This is a genomic window from Pontibacter sp. E15-1 (genome assembly GCF_022601975.1).
GTDB lineage: Bacteria > Bacteroidota > Bacteroidia > Cytophagales > Hymenobacteraceae > Pontibacter.
In genome coordinates, this window is record NZ_JAKVIR010000007.1 from 150,781 (window position 1) to 170,833 (window position 20,053).

The 20,053-nt window shown below is 54.6% G+C and carries 16 protein-coding genes; 10 read left to right on the forward strand and 6 right to left on the reverse strand.

Translation table 11 applies throughout. The features are described from left to right. The first annotated feature begins 179 nt into the window (after positions 1-179). Positions 180-1,502, forward strand: coding sequence for a DEAD/DEAH box helicase (locus MKJ04_RS06620; protein WP_241640551.1), 1,323 nt, complete (start codon positions 180-182; stop codon positions 1,500-1,502). A gap of 295 nt (positions 1,503-1,797) precedes the next feature. Then, on the forward strand, positions 1,798-2,412 hold the full coding sequence (locus tag MKJ04_RS06625; protein ID WP_241640558.1) for a transposase: 615 nt from the start codon (positions 1,798-1,800) through the stop codon (positions 2,410-2,412). A 167-nt stretch (positions 2,413-2,579) separates the two neighbouring features. On the opposite strand, the gene MKJ04_RS06630 is transcribed toward MKJ04_RS06625, so the two are convergent. Continuing rightward, positions 2,580-3,494, reverse strand: a complete 915-nt coding sequence (locus MKJ04_RS06630; RefSeq protein ID WP_241640560.1) for a DMT family transporter — start codon at positions 3,492-3,494, stop codon at positions 2,580-2,582. A gap of 68 nt (positions 3,495-3,562) precedes the next feature. Here MKJ04_RS06630 and MKJ04_RS06635 point away from each other — a divergent pair, with 68 nt between their 5' ends. The 4 genes from MKJ04_RS06635 to MKJ04_RS06650 all read left to right on the forward strand — a co-directional run bounded on the left by MKJ04_RS06635 (position 3,563) and on the right by MKJ04_RS06650 (position 9,164). After that, positions 3,563-4,729, forward strand: coding sequence for an AI-2E family transporter (locus MKJ04_RS06635; protein WP_241640561.1), 1,167 nt, complete (start codon positions 3,563-3,565; stop codon positions 4,727-4,729). 112 nt (positions 4,730-4,841) lie between these two features. Beyond that, on the forward strand, positions 4,842-6,110 hold the full coding sequence (locus MKJ04_RS06640) for a replication-associated recombination protein A (protein WP_241640563.1): 1,269 nt from the start codon (positions 4,842-4,844) through the stop codon (positions 6,108-6,110). 296 nt (positions 6,111-6,406) lie between these two features. Continuing rightward, positions 6,407-8,170, forward strand: a complete 1,764-nt coding sequence (gene sppA / locus MKJ04_RS06645; protein ID WP_241640566.1) for a signal peptide peptidase SppA — start codon at positions 6,407-6,409, stop codon at positions 8,168-8,170. Positions 8,171-8,351: 181 nt separating this feature from the next. Beyond that, positions 8,352-9,164: a purine-nucleoside phosphorylase gene (locus MKJ04_RS06650; protein ID WP_241640574.1), complete on the forward strand. Its 813-nt coding sequence runs from the start codon at positions 8,352-8,354 to the stop codon at positions 9,162-9,164. Positions 9,165-9,585: 421 nt separating this feature from the next. Here MKJ04_RS06650 and MKJ04_RS06655 read toward each other — a convergent pair whose 3' ends face one another. The 4 genes from MKJ04_RS06655 to trxA form a co-directional block, all read right to left on the reverse strand. Beyond that, positions 9,586-10,395: a DUF4249 domain-containing protein gene (locus tag MKJ04_RS06655; RefSeq protein ID WP_241640576.1), complete on the reverse strand. Its 810-nt coding sequence runs from the start codon at positions 10,393-10,395 to the stop codon at positions 9,586-9,588. Continuing rightward, complete coding sequence (locus MKJ04_RS06660) at positions 10,395-12,725, reverse strand: TonB-dependent receptor (RefSeq protein ID WP_241640578.1); 2,331 nt, start codon at positions 12,723-12,725, stop codon at positions 10,395-10,397. Before MKJ04_RS06660 ends, MKJ04_RS06655 begins: the two co-directional genes overlap by 1 nt. Positions 12,726-13,144: 419 nt before the next feature. Beyond that, positions 13,145-15,058 (reverse strand): peptidase M61, encoded by a 1,914-nt coding sequence (locus MKJ04_RS06665; RefSeq protein WP_241640579.1) that lies wholly within the window; start codon positions 15,056-15,058, stop codon positions 13,145-13,147. 305 nt (positions 15,059-15,363) lie between these two features. Continuing rightward, positions 15,364-15,672, reverse strand: a complete 309-nt coding sequence (trxA, locus tag MKJ04_RS06670; RefSeq protein WP_241640581.1) for a thioredoxin — start codon at positions 15,670-15,672, stop codon at positions 15,364-15,366. A gap of 391 nt (positions 15,673-16,063) precedes the next feature. On the opposite strand from trxA, the gene MKJ04_RS06675 reads away from it, so the two are divergent. The 4 genes from MKJ04_RS06675 to MKJ04_RS06690 are packed head-to-tail and all read left to right on the forward strand — an operon-like array spanning position 16,064 to position 18,286. Then, positions 16,064-16,384, forward strand: a complete 321-nt coding sequence (locus tag MKJ04_RS06675; RefSeq protein WP_241640583.1) for a hypothetical protein — start codon at positions 16,064-16,066, stop codon at positions 16,382-16,384. Beyond that, complete coding sequence (locus MKJ04_RS06680) at positions 16,384-17,052, forward strand: hypothetical protein (RefSeq protein ID WP_241640585.1); 669 nt, start codon at positions 16,384-16,386, stop codon at positions 17,050-17,052. The genes MKJ04_RS06675 and MKJ04_RS06680 overlap by 1 nt, the downstream gene beginning before the upstream one ends. Further along, the gene (locus MKJ04_RS06685; RefSeq protein WP_241640587.1) at positions 17,049-17,867 is read left to right on the forward strand and encodes a sensor histidine kinase; all 819 of its coding nucleotides are present in this window, start codon (positions 17,049-17,051) and stop codon (positions 17,865-17,867) included. Before MKJ04_RS06680 ends, MKJ04_RS06685 begins: the two co-directional genes overlap by 4 nt. A 2-nt stretch (positions 17,868-17,869) precedes the next feature. Then, positions 17,870-18,286, forward strand: a complete 417-nt coding sequence (locus MKJ04_RS06690; protein WP_241640590.1) for a response regulator transcription factor — start codon at positions 17,870-17,872, stop codon at positions 18,284-18,286. 256 nt (positions 18,287-18,542) lie between these two features. Here MKJ04_RS06690 and MKJ04_RS06695 read toward each other — a convergent pair whose 3' ends face one another. Next, positions 18,543-20,006 (reverse strand): nicotinate phosphoribosyltransferase, encoded by a 1,464-nt coding sequence (locus MKJ04_RS06695; protein ID WP_241640594.1) that lies wholly within the window; start codon positions 20,004-20,006, stop codon positions 18,543-18,545. Between the last annotated feature and the right edge of the window lie 47 nt (positions 20,007-20,053).

Sequence of the window (20,053 nt, forward strand, 5' to 3'; positions counted from 1 at the left end):
TGTGTTCTTCAACAACGGCATAGAACTATAAGCATGTTTTATGGGTTGAGGTAGAAACAACAGGTCGGGTATGGCCCGTGTGCCTATATAGCCCCATATAAGCACCATATCAAATTCCGGCCACTTCCCCGCTAAAGCAGTACACAAAGTGCTGCGCGGTTTCTTTTCAAAATTAATGAATGACATTCGAGAATCTTAACCTCATAGAGCCTATCCTTAAAGCTCTTAAAACAGAAGGATATACCACACCAACACCCATCCAGGCACAATCTATTCCGCTTATACTTCAGAAGAGAGACATTTTAGGCTGCGCCCAGACGGGCACCGGTAAAACGGCGGCTTTCTCTATTCCGATCCTGCAGTTGCTTTCTGCCAAAAGCGGACAGCAGAACGATCGTTCGCCACGCAGAATTAAGTCACTTATCCTGACGCCGACGCGTGAACTGGCCCTGCAGATCGCAGACAGCCTGAGCGCCTATGGCAAGCACACAGGCCTGAAGCACACCGTGATATTTGGCGGTGTGTCGCAGCGCCCGCAAACTGACGCCCTGCGCGCCGGTATTGATATCCTGGTGGCCACACCGGGTCGTTTGCTCGACCTGATGGCCCAGAAATACGTGCACCTGGACCAGATCGAGATGTTCGTGCTGGACGAGGCCGACCGTATGCTGGACATGGGCTTTGTGAATGATGTGCGTAAGGTGCTGAAAGTGCTGCCAGAGAAAAAGCAGTCGCTGTTCTTCTCGGCCACAATGGCCCCTGAGATCATGAAACTGGCGGATACCATTCTGGTGAACCCTGCGAAAGTGGAAGTGACGCCGGTATCATCCACAGCGCATACCATCAAGCAGGCCCTGTATTATGTGAAGAAGGGCGACAAGAAAAACCTGTTGATCCACCTGCTGAAGGATGGCGAGATAGACCGTGCGCTGGTATTTACCCGTACCAAGCACGGCGCCGACCGCGTAGCCCGCGACATGAGCAAGGCTGGCGTGCAGGCCGAGGCCATTCATGGCAACAAGTCGCAGAACGCCCGAGTACGCGCCCTGGACAACTTCAAGAAGAGCCAGACACGCGTGCTGGTAGCCACTGACATCGCTGCCCGCGGTATCGATGTGGACGACCTGTCGCATGTGATTAACTACGAGTTGCCCAACGAGCCGGAAACCTACGTGCACCGCATTGGCCGAACAGGCCGTGCCGGCGCAAGCGGTACCGCCCTGTCGTTCTGCGACGCCGAAGAAACCGCATACCTGATTAGCATCCAGAAACTGATCTCTAAGTCGGTTCCGGTAATTGACAACCACCCATACCCAATGACAGCCAAAGACTTTGCCGAGGCGGCCAGCACGGTAGCCCAGCAGAAAAAGCGCGGCGGAGGCGGTGGCCGACGCAACGGTTCTGGCGGCGGTGGCCCACGAAGAGAGGGCGCTGGTTCCGCAAGGCCAGCCAATGGCGGAAGCAGTCGCTGGAGCAACAAGCCAAAAACGAGGAGTGTATAAAACTTCTCAAGCGATATTTTAGTAAAAAACCCCTGTCGGTACATACCGGCAGGGGTTTTTATTTGTCTGAAAGGCCTTATACGCCACAAGACCTCACAGTGTCCGGAGGACCTGTGAGTGTCAGGACAGCTACGGAGCATCAATAAAAGTCCAGATTAACCAAAAGAGGTTTGCGTAGTTTGATTCTGTAAGCCTAGGCCTGCGAAACCAAGTTTTTCACACTAAAAACTGCTTTTATTATCAGACACTCACAGGTCCTTCGGACACTGTGAGGTCTTGTGGTGTATAAGGCAAAATGCAGGAAATAGTAAAGCTCGAACCGTCAAGGTATTACCACATCTACACGCGGGGTAATAACAAGGAAACCATCTTCAAGGCACCAGACAACTTTAACTTATTTCTGCAGCTTTTCAAAAAGTACATCGCGCCGTATGCCGCTACCTACGCCTACTGCCTTTTACCGAACCACGTACATTTTCTTATCTGCGTAAATGAGGCAGAAAGCTTAACTGTTTATGATCCGGTCACGCAGAAGCCTTTTAAAATTGACTTGCAGCGTCAGTTTTCGCATCTCTTTAACGCCTATACCAAAACCATCAATACCCGGTATGGCCGGACAGGTAGCCTGTTCCAGGAGCGTTTCAAACGGAAAGAAGTAACATCTGAGTTATACTTCACCAGGCTAATCCAATACATCCATTTCAACCCGCAGCACCACGGCCTCATTGATGTTTTCAGCGAGTGGCCATATTCCTCTTACCATAGTCTGCTATCCAAGAGCAAAACACTGCTGCAGCGCGAAACAGTAATCGCATGGTTCGGAGGAAGCGCGGAGTTTAGAAAATTTCACGAAGAAAACGCTGCTGAGTTCAAAGCCATCGTACAATTGATAGCTGATGACGATGTCTGAGAGGAACAGTGCTATTCCCCAGACCTCACAGCGTGCGCAGCTCCTGTGAGTGTCGGTTTAATAGTAGTTTTATATACTTCATAATCTGCAATTCTACCGCTTTCACTTCCAGACACTCACAGGTCCTCCAGACACTCACAGGTCCTCCGGACACTGTGAGGTCTGGCTTAGGCTGTCTTTTCTTGCGCGGTTACTGATACGTTCTGCCGCGTGCGGCTTACCAGGTATACGCCTGCGAAGATCAGGAGCGCATATAGTCCTTTCTGAAGCGTGAAGACGTCGCGGCCGAAGCCCACTGCGATCAGGATGGCCAGCAAGGGCTGCAGGTAGATATAGGCCCCAACCAGCGAGGGATTGGCGTACCGCAGCGCCCAGGTGTTCAGTAAATAGGCCACCACCGTGACGGCCAGCACCATAAAGGCGATGGCCAGCCAGATAGCGGTCGGGAAGGTGCTGTAGTCTGGGGCCAGTAGCTGCGACCAGCCGAACGGCACCACCACTACGGCACCCACCGCGAACACCCGGCTCACGATGGTGATGGCCTGGTAACGCTGCATCAGCGGCTTTACGAGCACCAGATACATGCCGAAGGCCATGGCATTCACCACAATCAACAGGTCGCCGTAAAAGTTGCCCGTGGTGCTTTCGCTGCGGGAGGTATAAATCAGGAGCAGCGCCCCGGTGCAGGCAATGGCGATGCCCGCCACCTTGCGCAGGCTTACCCGCTCTTTAAGCAGGATGGCAGAGAAAATCAGCACTACCACCGGCACGATTACCATCAGCAGGGCGGCATTGATCGGGGCGGTCAGGTTGAGCCCTGCGAAAAAACAGAGTTGGTTGATGGCCACGCCTGTGATGCCGCAGGCTACCGTGCGCAGGTTGTCGGCCCTGCCCACGATCTTCTCCTTCACCACCAACCTCGAAAACACCCCAAAAACGAGCGCCGCCGACACCACCCGGATCACAATCAGCCCAAAGGGCCCCACATAATCGGGCATTACTTCTTTGGCGATGCTGTAATTACTCCCGTAGATGAGCGCCACCAGAAACAGCGACGCATGCACTTGCACCTGTTTATTCATGGTACAAAGTTAGGTGCTTTTTACCCGAAACCGTATATAGGGCAGGACTCAAACGCAATTCAAATTAAATGTTGAAAGATTTACCTGTGACCGTACGGCGGTCTATTGAAGTGATGGGGCTGTTCTTCTTGGGATGGCTCGTGGTTCTGGGCAAGGATATGCTCGCCCCTTTGTTTATGGCGTTTTTCCTGAGCATCATGTTGCTGCCCATCTTCCGATTCCTGATAAAGCGGCGGCTGCCCGAAATGCTTGCCATTGGCATCAGCCTGCTGGTTCTGATTGTAGCGGTAAGCGGGATCCTGTGGTTCTTCTCGTTTCAGATCGCCAACCTGGTATCTGATTTTCCCACCATCCAGAAAAATGTGATGACGCACTTGCACGCGCTAAGTGCCTGGATAGAGGATATTTCCCCACTCTCCACCGAAGAGCAGACGAGCTTTCTCAGTGAGCAGAGCAGCAGGCTGCTGAGCTATGCGGGTAATTTGCTCAGTGGGGCTGCGCTTTCCCTCACCGGTATTTTTGTTTTCCTTGGCTTGGTGCCCATCTACATATTCCTTTTCCTGTTCTACAAAAACCTGCTGTTGCGCTTTGTGTTCCTGTGGTTCCCGAAAGCCAATCACGAGAAAGTGCAGGAAGCCATGCGCGAGATGGAGGTCATCATCAAAAGCTACCTTTTTGGCCTGCTCATCCAGGTGAGTTATATGACCGTTTTGCTGGGCGGCATTCTGATGATCATCGGGATCAAGCATGCCTTGCTGATTGGGGTGATCTTTGCGTTCCTGAACCTCATACCCTATGTGGGGGCGCTGTTGGGCAATATCATCGGCGTGTTGCTGACCCTGGCATCCTCGTCTGAGCTGTGGCCCATTGTCACGGTGCTGGGCGTGATCGCCGCCGTGCAGTTCCTGGACAATAACATCCTGATGCCGCGGATTGTGGGATCGAAGGTGAAGATAAACGCACTGGCCACCATCGTGGGCGTTATCGTGGGCGGCGAAATAGCGGGCGTGATTGGCATGTTCCTCTCGTTGCCGATCATTGCCGTGCTCAAGATTATATTCGACAGAACGGAGCTCTTCAAGCAGTGGGGTGTCTTGTTTGGCGATGAACGGCCGGAGCGGAGCCCCATGGTGGACCGGTCGATGCGGCAAAACAGCAAGGAGGTGAAGCGGCAGCTGGAGCACGAAAACAAGATAGAGCCAACTGGACCCGATGGGAAAATGCCCCAAGGCTGATCAAGTTTGGGCTGACACAGAGAGGAGGTGCGCTATACCAAGTATGGCGCACCTCTTTGCCTTCTAATTCGTAGCTTTGTCTTGAACAGAACCCGGAGAAAGACTAGAGCAGATGAACCATCCGAACACACCGCTTGCCGAGCGCATGCGCCCCCACAACCTGGACCAATATTACGGCCAGAAACACCTGGTAGGGCCCAACGGCATCCTGCGTCGCTACATCGAGGGCGGCGTCATCCCATCCATGATCTTGTGGGGCCCTCCCGGCGTGGGCAAAACCACGCTGGCCAACATCATCGCCAACCAGATGAAAGTGCCCTTTGTGGCCCTCAGCGCCATCAACTCCGGGGTAAAGGATATTCGGGAGGTAATCGAGCAGGCCAGGAAGCGGCAGGGCACCGTGCTGTTTATCGACGAGATTCACCGCTTCAACAAGTCGCAGCAGGATGCGCTGCTGGGAGCTGTGGAGAAAGGCATCGTCACGCTGGTGGGCGCCACCACCGAGAACCCCTCGTTTGAGGTGATCTCAGCCTTGCTGTCGCGCTGCCAGGTATACATCCTCAAGCACCTGACCAAAGACGAGCTGATAGAGCTGGTAGACCAGGCGCTGGCCCAGGACGAATGGCTGCGCCAACGGCAGGTGCGGGTGCAGGAGTATGAGGCGTTGCTGACCATATCGGGCGGCGATGCGCGCAAGCTGCTGAACCTGCTCGAGATTGTGGCGGAAGGAGAGAAGGCCGGAGAGGTGGTGGTGACCAACGAGCTGGTGAAGCACGTGGCCCAGCAGAACATCGTGATGTATGACAAGTCGGGGGAGATGCACTACGACCTGGTGTCGGCCTACATCAAATCCATCCGCGGTTCCGACCCGAACGCCGCCGTATACTGGCTGGCGCGCATGATTGAGGGCGGCGAAGACCCCAAGTTTATCGCCCGGCGGCTGCTCATTGCTGCCTCCGAGGATATTGGGCTGGCCAACTCCAACGCGCTGCTGATGGCCACCTCGTGTTTCCAGGCAGTGCAGATGATTGGTTACCCCGAGGCCGAGATCATCCTGTCGCAGTGCACGGTATACCTGGCTACGTCGCCCAAGAGCAACGCATCCTACAAGGCCATCAAGCAGGCGCGGGCGCTGGTGCAGCAAACCGGCAACCTGCCTGTGCCGCTCCATATCCGGAACGCGCCCACCAAGCTGATGAAGGAAATCGGGTATGGCAACAACTACAAATACGCCCACGACTACGAGGGAAACTTTGTGCAGCAGGAGTTTATGCCGCCCGAGCTCAGCAGTAACGCCTTCTACCAGCCCGGCCAGAATGGCCGGGAGAATGAAATGCGCAAGCAGCTGCAGGCACAGTGGGGGAAGAAGTATAAATACTAATTACGGGTTCCTCGTTACGAATTCCGAGTTGGCAGGGGTGTCGCATGGAGATAGAGATGCCATATCCTGCCCTGCTTTATACCTATTAATGTGTGAAATACACTTTAGTTCTCTTAGATTTAAGACTCGGAACGCGGAACCCAAAACTCGGAATTCCTTAAAGTTGGTCTATAAAAAGGTGGAGTTGGTCGAGAAGCTGGGAATCGGCTGAACAAATTGGCCTATTTTTGTATATTGCTATAGAGATGTATGCAATCACCTGTTCAAAATCATACCATAATTAACCTATATACACGATGCTAAGTTTTCTGAAATATGTGTTGGCGACGATTGTCGGACTGCTCGTATTCTTTTTTATTGGAGTGTTACTGCTGATCGGCATTGCGGCCAGTTCTGCCTCATCGGATGAAGTGAAGGTGGCCGAAGGGTCGGTGCTGGAGCTGAAACTGGACAAGCCCATCGCGGAGCGTGACCCGGACAACCCGTTCGCGGAGCTTGGCTTCTCCTTCGGCGCTTTTTCGAGCACGGATGGCCTCGACGAGATCAAGATCGCCATACGCCGAGCCAAGGCTGATGACAATGTGGAGGGGATTTTCCTGAACATGACCTTTGTGGATGCCGGTATGGCCAAGCTGGAGGAGATCCGCAATGAGCTGATCGACTTCAAGAAGTCGGGCAAGTTTGTGGTTTCCTATGCCGACGTGTCTACTGAAAAAGCGTATTACCTCGCCTCCGTGGCGGATAAAATCTACCTGAATCCGGTGGGCACGGTGGAGTTTAACGGGATGAGCTCGGAGATGTATTTCTTTAAGCGCATGCTCGACAAACTGGGCATCGAGGCGCAGATCTTCAAGGTAGGCACGTATAAAAGCGCGGTGGAGCCTTTCTTCCTGGAGCAGGCCAGCGAGGCCAACCGCGAGCAGCTCAACTCCTTCCTGAACTCCATCAACAACTACCAGTTGCAGCAGATTGCCAAGTCGCGCTCGGTGCAGGTGTCTGAGCTGAAAAACGTGCAGGACAACCTGCTGGTACGTGACCCGGCTGACGCGAAGAAGTACAACCTGATCACCGACGTGGGGTATTACGACGAGGCCATCAACTACATGAAAGACAAGATCGGCATCCCGGAGACCGATAAGATGGAACTGGTGCAGCTCAAGAAATACAAGAAGGTAAAGGGAAACATTGAAGTGAGCACCTCTAAAAACCGCATCGCCGTAATCTACGCCGAAGGCGACATTGTTGATGGCGACGGAGATGAGGACAATATCGGCAGCCGACGCTTTGCCGATGCCCTGCGCGACGCGCGCCTGGACGAAAAAGTGAAAGCGGTCGTGCTGCGCATCAGCTCGCCGGGTGGCAGCGCCCTGGCCTCGGACGTAATCTGGCGCGAGGTACAGCTGACGCGGGAGAAGAAGCCGGTCATCGCCTCCATGTCGGATGTGGCGGCCTCAGGGGGCTACTACATCGCGATGGGCTGCGATACCATTGTGGCGCACCCTAACACCATTACGGGCAGTATCGGCGTGTTCGGTGTAATCCCGAACGTGAAGGGCTTCCTGAACGACAAGCTGGGCATAACGGTAGACCACGTGAGTACCGGCAAGTTCTCGGACATGCCGACCATTACCCGCCCCATGACGGCGCAGGAGCAGGAGATTGTGCAGCACCAGATCGACCAGATTTACGAGACCTTCACCAGCAAGGCCGCAAAGGGCCGCAACATGAGCCAGGACAAGCTGAAGGAGTATGCCTCCGGCCGCGTATGGTCTGGTATCGAGGCGAAGCAGCGCAACCTTGTCGATGTGTTTGGCGGACTGGAGGATGCCATCGCCATCGCCGCCAAAAAAGCCAACATCGAAGACGATTACCGCCTGAAGGCCCTGCCGGCACGCAAGTCGTTTATCGAGGAAATGTTCGGGAACCTGGGAGCACAGGCCCGGGAGCAATCCATCAAGGCAGAGATGGGGGAGTTATACCCTTATTACAAGCTATACAAGAAGGTGGGCACGCTACAGGGTGCGCAAGCCCGCATGCCTTACGACTTGAGCATAGAGTAAACCACACAGGTATAAATAAAAGCCGCTGCCGGAGCATATCCGCAGCGGCTTTTTGTTTTAAAGGCCGTCTATTTTTAGCAACTTTGCCGTGCAAGAATTACGCATTTAAGGCGCCGGCATTTTGCCGAAGCGGCTTTTCTATACAACATTCAGTATATCAGTCATTCAAAATTTACACGAGATGCAGCAGCTACAGGAATCTACCGCTTACATACAAGACAAGATAAACGGCTTCGTGCCGGAATTCGGGATTATACTGGGCACGGGCCTGGGCGCTTTGGTAAAAGACGTGGAAGTGCAGCACACTCTGTCGTACGCCGACATCCCCAACTTCCCGGTTTCGACGGTGGAGAGCCATTCGGGCAAGCTTATTCTGGGATTGCTGGCGGGCCGACGCGTGGTGGTGATGCAGGGGCGTTTCCATTACTACGAAGGCTATACCATGGAGCAGGTGGCTTTTCCGGTGCGGGTGATGAAGCTGCTGGGAATACAAAAACTGTTCGTCTCGAATGCGGCCGGCGGCCTGAACCCTAGTTTCAGCACCAGCGACCTGATGGTGCTGACTGACCATATCAACCTGCAGCCAACCAACCCCCTGATCGGGAAAAACCTCGACGACCTGGGGCCACGCTTCCCGGACATGAGCGAGGTATACGATGAGCATATGGTGCGGCAGGCTATGGTGGTAGCCGAGGATGCCGGCATCACCCTGCAGGAGGGGGTATACGTGAGTGTGCCGGGCCCCATGCTCGAAACGAAGGCTGAGTACCGCTACCTGAGCACAATTGGCGCAGACGCGGTGGGCATGTCTACGGTGCCCGAGGTTATCGCGGCGCGCCACATGGACCTGCCGGTGTTCGCTGTCTCCGTTATCACAGACATGTGCACCCCCGACAGAATCAAGAAAGTAAAGCTGTCGGATATTCTGGAAGCCGCCGCCGTTGCCGAGCCCCGCATGACCATGCTGATCCGGGAACTGGTGAGGAGAAGCTAAGGAGATAGAGAGTTAGGGAGTTTAAAGTTAGAGAGTTTAAAGTGAGAAGGGCATACCCTCCATTCTTGCCTGTCTAGCTGTCTAACTCTTTACTTTTATAGCAATCTCGCTTCCTAAAGGGCGCGTGCTTAAGAAGCCAGAAGCCAGAAGCATCAGCACCAGGGTAACTAATGCATAATGGTAAGCTTAAATTTTCTTGATTAAAAGTGTCATTTTTTGACAGTGTAAAGATGATATGTTATTGCGCGGGATCTTGATATGGAGTACATTCTAGCTTTGCCCAACTCCAATTCCCGCCTCCTTCAACACATGCGTACATTTTGATAACATTAAGCATCATAATAAAGGCAGCCAACCCAAATGTCAACACAACCAAAAGTATTCATAGTGCCCGCTTTTTCATACTCCAAATTAAGCTCAACTACCGGATAATGACCACCTTGCGCTCATAAGCCAGGTTGGTGAAAATGCCCATGCCGCCCAGCACCGAGGATTTTACTTTTGAGGGCTGGGCAAAGGGGTTGCCGTTTGCGTCCTTCGCCCCGGAAGTAGAGCGCAGAAACTCATAGTATTGCTCCTCGATGTTAAAGAGCGTGACGATAACAGTGTCGCCGGGATCATAGGAATATCCCGAGCCGAAGGAAATCCGCTTGCCGTTCGTCAGTTCATCGTTACTGAAGATGTCTTGTTTGGAGCCTGAACTCAGGCTGTCGAGGTGCGTCATGTAGCGGTAAAAGTTGCGCGTGGCCGCCTCATCCTGAAACGAGGTAAGCAACAGCGCCTCGTCATTTTTGTTAAAGCGCCATTCCACCGTATCGATGGCCACAGAGGGAAGCACAGTGGTATAGCCCGTCACTTTGCGGCCTTTGCCGTCAGTCACCTCCAGCAGAAACATGTCGCCGGGCTTGCCATCCATGATAACCGGTGAGCTGTGGGTATAGATGAAGCCGGTGTTCTCATCGAGTTTTGGTTTGTACTCCAGCTTCACGCGGTTGCCGTTGTGGGTGATAAAGGCCTCGGCGTCCGGCACTAGCGGCACAGTGGGCTCGTCGAAGTAGCTGGCGCTTTCCTGCACGGCCAGGCGGTATGGTTTCCCCTGCTCCAGATAGGCCTCCACCACCAACTGCGACGTATGCTCCGGCAGAACGACTTCGATGTCTTTGCTCAGGTCGCAGCCGTAGAGTAGGGCGGCAAGCAGCGGCAGCAGATACAGCACGTGTTTTTGTTTCATCAGAACTTAAAGTTATAGGTAACAGAGGGTATAAGCGGGAATAGGGAGACCTGCTTGGCCTGGAACCGGATAATTGCCCTGCTCTCCTGGTCCTTCACCTGGTCAAAGTACACGAAGTAGGGGTTGCGGCGGTTATACACATTATACACACTGAAGGTAAGGTCGGCGGCTCCATGCTTGGGCTTCAGCTTTAGCACCGCGCTCAGGTCGAGGCGGTGGTAGGGGCTGAGCCTGTAGGAGTTCCGGTCTTCGTAAACCGGCACAATCGAGGTGCCCTTTCCCTCCACATCCTGAAAGGCAAAACGGCCCAGCGGCACGGAGAACGGGTTGCCGGAACTGTAGATGAACGTGCCCGTCAGGCTGAGACGCTTGTTCAACTGGTGCATCACCACCACGCTCAGGTCGTGGCGGCGGTCGTAGCGCGTCGGGAACCAGCGGCCGCCGTTGATGTCGTCCAGGTCGTTGGGGCTGTCGAACTTGCGGTCGGTCCAGGAGAGGGTATAGCCAATCCAGCCGGTGGTCTTTCCTTTGATCTTCTCAAGGTATACCTCGTTGCCGTAGCTGCGCCCGATGCCAAACAGGAACTCGTTCTGGAGGCTGTCGTTCACAAACAGGTTGGCCCCGTCCCTGAAATCGAGCTGGTTGCGCATCCACTTGTAGTATACCTCATTGGTGATGAGGTAGCGGCCGCGCCCAAACAGCTTGCTCACCCCCAGGGCCGCCTGCTGCGAGCGCTGCGGCGCCACGTCGGCGGTAGAGGGGTACCACACGTCGGTGGGCAGCGAGGAGCCCGAGTTAGACACCAGGTGCACGTACTGTTTCATGCTGGCAAAGCTGGCCTTCAGCGAGGTGGTCTCGTTGAAAGTATACTTGGCCGCCACGCGCGGCTCCAGCGCCATGTAGGTTTTGTTGCTGCTGAAGCCGGAAAGGCGCAGCCCGTAGTTGAGCGAGAGGCGCGCGTTTAGCTGGTAATCGTCGGAGGCATAGGCCCCGAACTCAACCCCGCCGAACGTGTTGCCCGCCCCAAACTGCAGCGTACTGTCCGTGGCCTGGAAGTTGAGCCGCCCGATGGTGAACCGGTGGTGCGTGGCCGTTGCCCCGAACTTAACGCTATGGTTGCCTTTCAGAAACAGGTCAAAGTCGGTCTTGAAGGTATAGTCGCGGATAGCCGAGGAGAGCTTGAGCTTAAAGACATCGATCTCGTTGGTGATGTTATACTGGTAACTGGTGGTATAGAGCGAGGTCGTCGCGATCAGGTTGCGGTTAAACTTGTGGCGCCAGCGCAGGTTAGCCATTGTGTTGCCCCAGTCGAAGCCAAACTTAAAGTCATCGTCATCAAAGCCAAAAAAGTCGCGGCCATAATATCCGCTTAGGGTAAGCTCGTCGTTAGGCGAAATCTTATAGGAGAGTTTGGCATTGAGGTCGTAAAAGTAATAATCGGGGATGGGACTGTAGTCTTCCTGATCCTCGTTCAGGCGGTTCACCTGCCGCGTGAGCAGGTCGGCATAGGTGCGGCGGCCCGAAACCAGGAAGCTCAGCTTGTCTTTCACGATCGGGCCGTCAACGGTCAGGCGCGAGGCAATGAGGCCGAGCCCGCCATTGGCCTCCACGCGCTCGTTGTTGCCTTCTTTTAGCTTTACCTCCATCACAGACGAGAGCCTGCCCCCGTACTGCGCCGGAAAACCCCCTTTGTAAAGCTCCACGTTTTTCACGGCATCGGGGTTAAACACACTAAAAAAGCCGAACAGGTGCGAGGGGTTGTAGACCAGGGCCTCATCCACCAGCACCAGGTTCTGGTCGGGGCCGCCGCCGCGCACATAAAGGCCCGAGGAGCCCTCCCCCCCGGACTGCACCCCCGGCTTCAGCTGCAGCACCTTCACCAGGTCCACCTCCCCGAAAAGGGCGGGCAGGAGCTTGGCCTCGCGCGCAGTCAGCGTCTCGACGCTCATGCGGGTATCGTTCAGTTTCTGGCGCAGGGTGTTGGTTTCCACGTTCACTTCCTTGAGCGTGGTGTTGGCTGCGTTGAGCGAGAAGTTAAGGCGCTGCTGGTCGGCAGTCTCCACTTTAATCTGCCGAGAATGAGCGGTATAGCCCAGATAGGAAGCCTGCACGGTGTGTTCGCCGGCGGGTAACGACAGTGTGTAGAAGCCATCTTCGTTCGTGACGGTGCCTATGTTCAGGGCCGGGACGGCCACGGTGGCACCTGCCAGCACCTCACCATCGCTGGTTGCGCGCACCACACCCCGCAACAGGGCTTTCTGGGCAATGCAGGGTGCCGAAAGAAATAGCAGCAGAACGGTGGTTAGTGTAAGGGTATAAAAACGGGTCAAGGGGTATGGGTTAAAATACTTCGCGTCATCTTATCAGTACTTGGGCCAGCGAGGATATGGAGCTTGTGTGAGAAGCACACCTGTGCAATTCATTGTAAAAATCCCTATACCCTGGCATATAAAAAGTAGGTAAAAGTACCGATTTTACTGGTATAAGTTACAGATGCTTTGCAGGCTCATACCAAAGCGACATTTCTCCTGTTTACGAAACCCAGCCAAAAACACAAGTCGTATGGGTATGATTTTGAAACACAGCAGGTTAAGCGCTGGGATGTCTTGCCATCTGCATGCCTTGAGTATAGCCCGGCCCGAATATTTTCCTGAAATAGCGCCTGCCTTTAACATACGAGCCTGCGCCGCACTTCAGTTTTTTGTTTCCTGCCAGTCGCCTGCGCCGGTGGCGGAAAACAGCCAAGCAATTACGGTTTTGGCTGTTCGGGTAGTGTTGGAACAGGCGCTTCGATCGGGCTGTTGAGCCAGGCAGCGCGGAGCGCCAACGCGTCGGGTGTGGCGTCGGGGTCAGGCCGGAGCATGTGCAGGGCCTGACCATCCAGGGCGGTGGCATTGCCCCTCAGCTTTTTCTTTTTCAGTTTGCCGTTTCCATTGGGGCGCGCCACGGTAATGGTTATCTTATCGCCCGGCTGCATCTGCTGCAACTCCTCCAAAAGCAGCTCGCGGATGTTGAGCGGCGTAATGGCAGTGCCGTTCAGGTCCAGCAGCTGGTCGCCCGTCTGGAAGCCCATCTGCTGCCCGAATTTGTCCATGCCTTCCGTGTCGGCTACCGTTATTTTTTCTGTGTCCGGGTCGTAGCCGGGCACAAAGCCACCGTATGAAATGACGCGTTGCGTGGCCGTGGGCTCGTAGCGGATACCCACCTTCCGGAACGTCTCCTCCAGGGGCAGGGGGTTGCTGCCCTCCACATACTTGCTGAAAAACTCCCGTACTTCGGGGTATGTGATCGCGGCGATTTTGTCGAACAGCTCCTCGTCTTTAAAAGAGTTTTGCTTGCCATACGTTTTGGAGAGGTCCAGCATCAGGTTGCGCAGGCCATACGCGCCGCCCGACAAGTCGCGCAGCGTAATGTCCAGCACCAGCCCGATCAAGGCGCCTTTCTGGTATACATTGCCGTATTCCTTCTCATACTTGTCCAGCACCTGGGCGCTCATTTGGGTAAAGGGAAGCGTGTCGTTGTAATAGCTTTTGGAGGAGATGATGTACTCCCGCAGCTTCTCGAGGTATTCGTCCAGGTCGTACAGCTTTTCGTAAGCCTGCACATGCGAGGCAAAGTACTCCGTCACGCCCTCGTAGAGCCACAGGTGCTCCGACATCTTGGGGTTGATGTAGTCGAAGTTGCCGATCTCCTCCGAGTGGATGCTCAGCGGCGTCACGATGTGGAAAAACTCGTGCGCGGCCACATCCCGGATGGTGCTGCTAAACTGGGCCTCGGGCATTTCCGGCAGAAAGTATACCGAGGAATACGAATGCTCCAGAGCGCCGTAAGCCCCGGTTTTGCCCACCCGCTCCGGCACATAAATGATAAAGGCGTATTTCTCGACGGGCAGCGTGCCCCCCAGATAGCTGCGCTGCGCCTCCAATATGCTTTTGACTGTGGCTGCCACAGGCTGCGAGGTGATGTTGCCCGTGGGTGAATATACCGACACCAGCACTTTTGTGTTGCCGAGGGTAATCACGGTGGTGTCCGGGCGGTTATACATCAGCGGGGAGTCGGCCAGCTCCATATAATTCGGCAAGACATAGCGGTCCGTGGAGTCGGTGGAGGAAGTGACCTGCAGGGCCGTGGAGCCGTAAAACCCCGGCGGCTTGGTGATGTTCAACTCATAGGGCAGCTGCTTCATCCCATCAAAGTAGCCCACAAACCCAAACGTGTTCAGCAGGAAGTTTCGGTTCTCCTCAATATTGGTGCCCCCAGGCTCAAATAGGGCGTCCTCTTTCTTTGGGGTGTCAAACGTGTCGTCCACCCAGTATGTGACCTTGTGCAGCGCCAGGGCGTTACTGATCTTCCAGCGGTTGGTGTCCAGTTGCTGCACCGGCAGCGGGTTGCCTTTCGCGTCGAGGGCCGTGAAGCTGGTGACATACTTACCAAAATCAGACACGGAGTAGGTGCCCGGCACAATCTTGGGCATGATGTATACCACCTCTTCCGTGCTGAGGGCGGGTGCCTGCAGCGTCACCTGCACCCTGTCGTTCCGCACCTTCGTCAGGTCTACTGTAAAGGTATATTTGGGGGAGGGGCTTTCCTGCTGGGCTGCGTGACCGGCAATGTATAGGTGAAGGCACAGGCCAAGCAGCAGGAGTTTTTTAAGGATTGTCATAAATCTATCTGTACTGATTCTGGAGTAATGCGGCAAATCTACAGCTATAACGCGATTTTAGAGCTACATGGGGTGCAGTCCTTCTTATTTTATAGACCTGACGTTACGCCAAAGAGCAGCGCCGTTTAAAAAGCCCCCTACCCCGAAGGCGGCAAAAGAAGGCATTGCGCAACAGCAGGTATAGAAATACACCCACGCAGGGTATACCTGTTCGATGGTTAAGGGCAAAGGAAGCGACTGTATACAGCAATAGCTGACTTGCGGGTAAGTCAGCTATTGCTGTATACAGTGGTATAAAGGGCGGATCAGGCCAGCACTTTCTGCACGGCCTGCGACAGCACGTTGGCAGGCATTGCGCCCGACTGCCGCCATACCTGCTGGCCCTGCCGGAAGAGGATAAACGTCGGGACACCCTGCACCTTGAACTGGGCGGCCGCAGCCTGGTTGCTGTCGATGTTTACCTTAATGACTTTCAGCTTGCCGTTATACTGGCTCGCCACCTGCTCCACAATCGGCGACATGGCCTTGCACGGCCCGCACCAGTCGGCGTAGAAATCTACCAGCACAGGCATGCCGGGGCTGTTGATGAGTTCCTGGAATGATTTTTTAGGCATAGCGTTTTCGTGTGTCTTATACTGCTGAATACGGCTCCCGCCTGCAACGAGTTTATACCCATCCATCCTGGCACGTCTCGCACTTCGGCTTAAGCAGTGGTTTTGTGATGTTAATGGCACAAAACAGCGCAAGCCTGGGCGGCAGGTTCCATCCGGTGGCTTACAACTTACCCCTGAATATCCCGCAGAAGTGGCGCGGCGGGACATTGTAGCGCGGGCGTTGACTTCAACGTGAGTGAGTAAGCGCAAAATAGAGCCGTGATTTTTTAATTGTTCTAATATTAAACTTTAACTTTATTATATTTAGCCATTTACGATGCGACCTTCAAGGGATTAACTATATTTATACTTAGTTTTATATATACTTATTGAAAAATATAAAAAATCTATCATGTTGAACTACAATGGTTCTGAGGGCGAGAGCATCTCCCTGGAAGAGGCAGCTTCCTATACTGCCAACTATCGAAATCAGCAAAGCCAGGACACTGGCACCGTAAGAGCGCACTTTTTTGGGCGCGAGATTCTGCAAAAGATCCTCGATCAGGAGGGCTGCGTGGGCATCCGGATGTATTATGGGCTGGATGATGCAGGAAACAAGCAACTCGTGCTGATCGGGGCAAACGCTGACGGCGAAGACCAGGAGGAAGGCACAGTTGCCGACAGATCGAAAGTTTGTCCGCCCGATTGTGTGGTGGGTCACCTGAATGGCTGATGGACGTCTTCTTCGAGAAATATTATTTCTGGCTATCTTACGCCACATCTATCAGCATTATACTGCCGCTGGTGGCAGGATTGTATTTCCGGAGAAAGGCAAAAAACACCAACGGTGTGTTCCGAAGCGTGTTTTTATACATTTTTTTCATTGCACTGGTGGAGGCAAGCGGCTGGTTGAGTGTGTTGTTTGAGACGGGCAGCAACGTGTGGATCTCGCATGTGTACGTGCCCATTGAGGGTCTGCTGCTTGCCTCCATTTATTATATGCACATTAGGGATAAAAAAATCAGATGGGGGATCATCATCTCCGTTTTTGTTTTTTTATTGTTCTGCCTGGTAGATTCGCTTTTCCTGACCGGCGTGAAGCACATGAACGGTTACTCGAGAGTGGCCGAAAGCAGTCTGCTGATTGGGCTGGCAATTTTGTATCTGTACACGCTGTACAAAGACCTGAACTACGTGTACCTGGGGCGCGACCCCATGTTTGTGCTCAGTTGCGGCGTGATGATTTTTTTTGCCGGTACAGCCATGGCCTACGAAATGTTTGACGCTGCACTGGCAGAATCTGCGAACACAGCGCGCATATGTCTGTGCATTGTGTACGTGTTGAGCATCGCCTTTAACGTTGTTTTGGTGGAAGTCCAGCGAAAGGCACTGAGGGTATGAGCAGCATCCTGCAGCCTCTGCTAATTATCACCCCGATCATCCTGCTGCTGGTGCTAGGAGTCATCCTGTTTGTGGTGCAGTACCAGAAACGCCTCCTGCAACATCAGGAACAGGTGCAAAAGCTACAGACCACCAGGCAGTACCAGCTACTGGAAACCACCATGCAGGCCCAGGAAAAGGAGCGCCGCCGGGTGGCCCGGGACCTGCACGATGAGGTGGGGTCCATGCTGTCGCTGGTGAAACTGAACCTCCACCAGCTAATGGCAAACCTGGGGGAGCCGGGCGATGACGTGCGCCGGTCGGAGCAGACGATCAAGCAGCTGCTGGACGAGGTGATCGGCAGCATCCGCCGCATCTCGCACGACCTGATGCCCGTGGTGCTGGACAAGCTGGGGCTGGTGCAGGGGCTCGAATCGCTCCGGAAGTCTGTGCCGGGCACTTCGGGGCTAACCGTAACACTGGCCTGCAACGATAAAGGCAAGCGCCTGAACTCAAGGCTAGAACTGATCCTGTACCGCGTGGTGCAGGAACTGCTGAACAACACGCTGAAGCATGCCCAGGCCAGCCGTGCAGAAATCGGGCTGCATTTCACGGAGCATGAGGTGCTGCTGTCTTTCTCAGACAATGGAATCGGGTTTGACTATGAGGCACAGCTGCAAAAGGCTGATTATCAGGCAGGAGTTGGCCTTGTGAGCCTCCAAAGCCGTATAAACCTTCTGAATGGAAAAATGATAACCCAATCATCGGCCGGTGGGGGCACCCGGTTCGATATAAGCGTACCAACAACACAAGAAACCAACACATTAAGTCTATAGTTATGGCGTATCAGGCACTTACTTTGGCTATTGCCGATGATCACAATCTGTTCCGGAAAGGGGTACTGGAGCTGTTCAAGGCTTTTCCGGAGATTACCTTAACAGCCGACGCCTGCAATGGCGCCGAATTGCTGGATAAAATTGAACACAGCCTGCCCGACGTGGTCATGCTGGATCTGGAAATGCCGGAGATGGACGGTTTCCAGACTTCGCGCTACCTGCTCTCTAAATATCCGCAGGTCAATATCCTGATCATGTCCACGCACGGCGATGAGCCGCTGGTGGAGAGCCTGCTGGAAGAGGGGGTTAAGGGATACCTGCTGAAGGATTCGGAGCCGTCGGAGTTGCGGGATGCGCTGCAGGCGCTGAAAGCCGGTGAGCACTACTTCTCGAAAGCCATCAAAATAGCGCAGACTTAACTTTTTATCAGGAGAGCAATCCTAAAAATTGATACAAGTATCTGGGCAGCTTGTCTGTGCTATGTGTTGCCTGGCCACATAGCACAGGAGCTTTTGCGATCATACCAAACCCGTTAAGCAAGGCAACGTGCCAGCAGCGCGTCTCTCCACGCATTGGTCTCCGGCCAGTATCATACCTGCATTTCAAGCGAATACAACCGCAGCGACAGGCGGGGATAAACGTGGCTGCCCGTTGCCAAGGCGGCCTATCTCCCGCTTACTCTTTCCTCAGCTTCAGGATAAGGTCAGTCTTATACTGGTGCAGGCTAGCCTCCAGCCCGGCGGGGTAGTTGTGCGGGTTCATGTAGCGGCGAATGCTTTCGTGCAGCTGGTCTAACTGCGCTTTGGTGCGGGCCTTTATCGCGGGCAGTTCGGGCAAAGCGTATACCAACCGGCCCGCTTCGAAGATCGGTACCAGCAGCTCCGCATACCCTGTGCCGGGGGCGATGGTCTTGCGGCGGGTGCTGTCAAGCGGGTCCACTACCTGTAGTTGCTCCGGCAGGGCCTCCAGTTCGTTGTAAATCATGTCGGCCACAAACACATGCCCATCGTGGAAGCGGCGCACCTGCAGCATGCCCGGGGTTGAGGTTTTGGCCCGCTGCTCCGACAGCTTCACTTTATACTCCCACGCTCCGTTAGGCTGCCGGAGCGCAGCCAGCTTGTACACACCGCCCAGCGCAGGCTGGTCGAAGGCCGTGATCATCTTTGTGCCCACACCCCATACGTTTATTTTGGCACCCTCCTGCTTCAGGCTGGTGATGATGTGCTCATCCAGGTCGTTGCTGGCCACAATGCTGGTGTCTGCAAAGCCCGCCGCGTCGAGCATTTTCCGGGCCTCTTTGCTGAGGTAGGTCAGGTCGCCGGAGTCGAGGCGGATACCCCCAAAGACAAACCCGGACGGCTGCAACTCTTTCGCCACCCGGATCGCTTTTTCAATTCCCTCCAGCGTGTCGTAGGTATCCACCAAAAACACCGAGTCATGCGGAAACGCCTTGCCATAGGCCAGAAAGGCTTCCTCCTCGGTGGCAAAGGCCTGCACCCAGCTGTGGGCGTGGGTGCCTTTCACTGGAATGTTGTACAGCTGTCCGGCCAGCAGGTTTGACGTGGCGCTGGCTCCGCCGATATAGGCCGCCCGCGCAGCCGACAGGGCACCGTCGATGCCTTGCGCGCGTCGCATCCCAAACTCGATGACCTGGTCGCCTTTGGCTGCGTCGGTGATGCGCGCGGCTTTGGTGGCCACCAGCGTCTGGAAGTTAAGGATGGTGAGCAGCGGCGTTTCAATCAGCTGTGCCTGCATCAGGGGGCCCTGCACCCGCAGCAGTGGCTCCCCCGGAAACACAGCCGTGCCCTCGGGTATAGCGGCCACGGTGCACGAAAAACGCATCTCGCGCAGGTAGGTGATAAACTCCGGCGAGAACAGCGGCAGCCCCCCGTTTCCGTCCAGGCTGGCAAGGTAGGCAAGGTCCTCCTCCTGAAACTGCAATTGCTGCAGGTACTGCACTGCGTGTTCAAGGCCCGCCGCAATGGTATACCCCCCCTGAAAGGGATTTTTCCGGAAATACAGGTGGAAAACCGCTTCCTGGTCGGCCATGCCGTTTTTCCAGTAGCCATAGGCCATGGTCAGTTGGTAAAGGTCGGTGAGCAGGGACAGGGAGGTTGCGTAAACGTCTTTTAAAGCCATGCCCGAAATTTAGGCATTACCCGACAGAAAACTTCACAAAAGCCCAA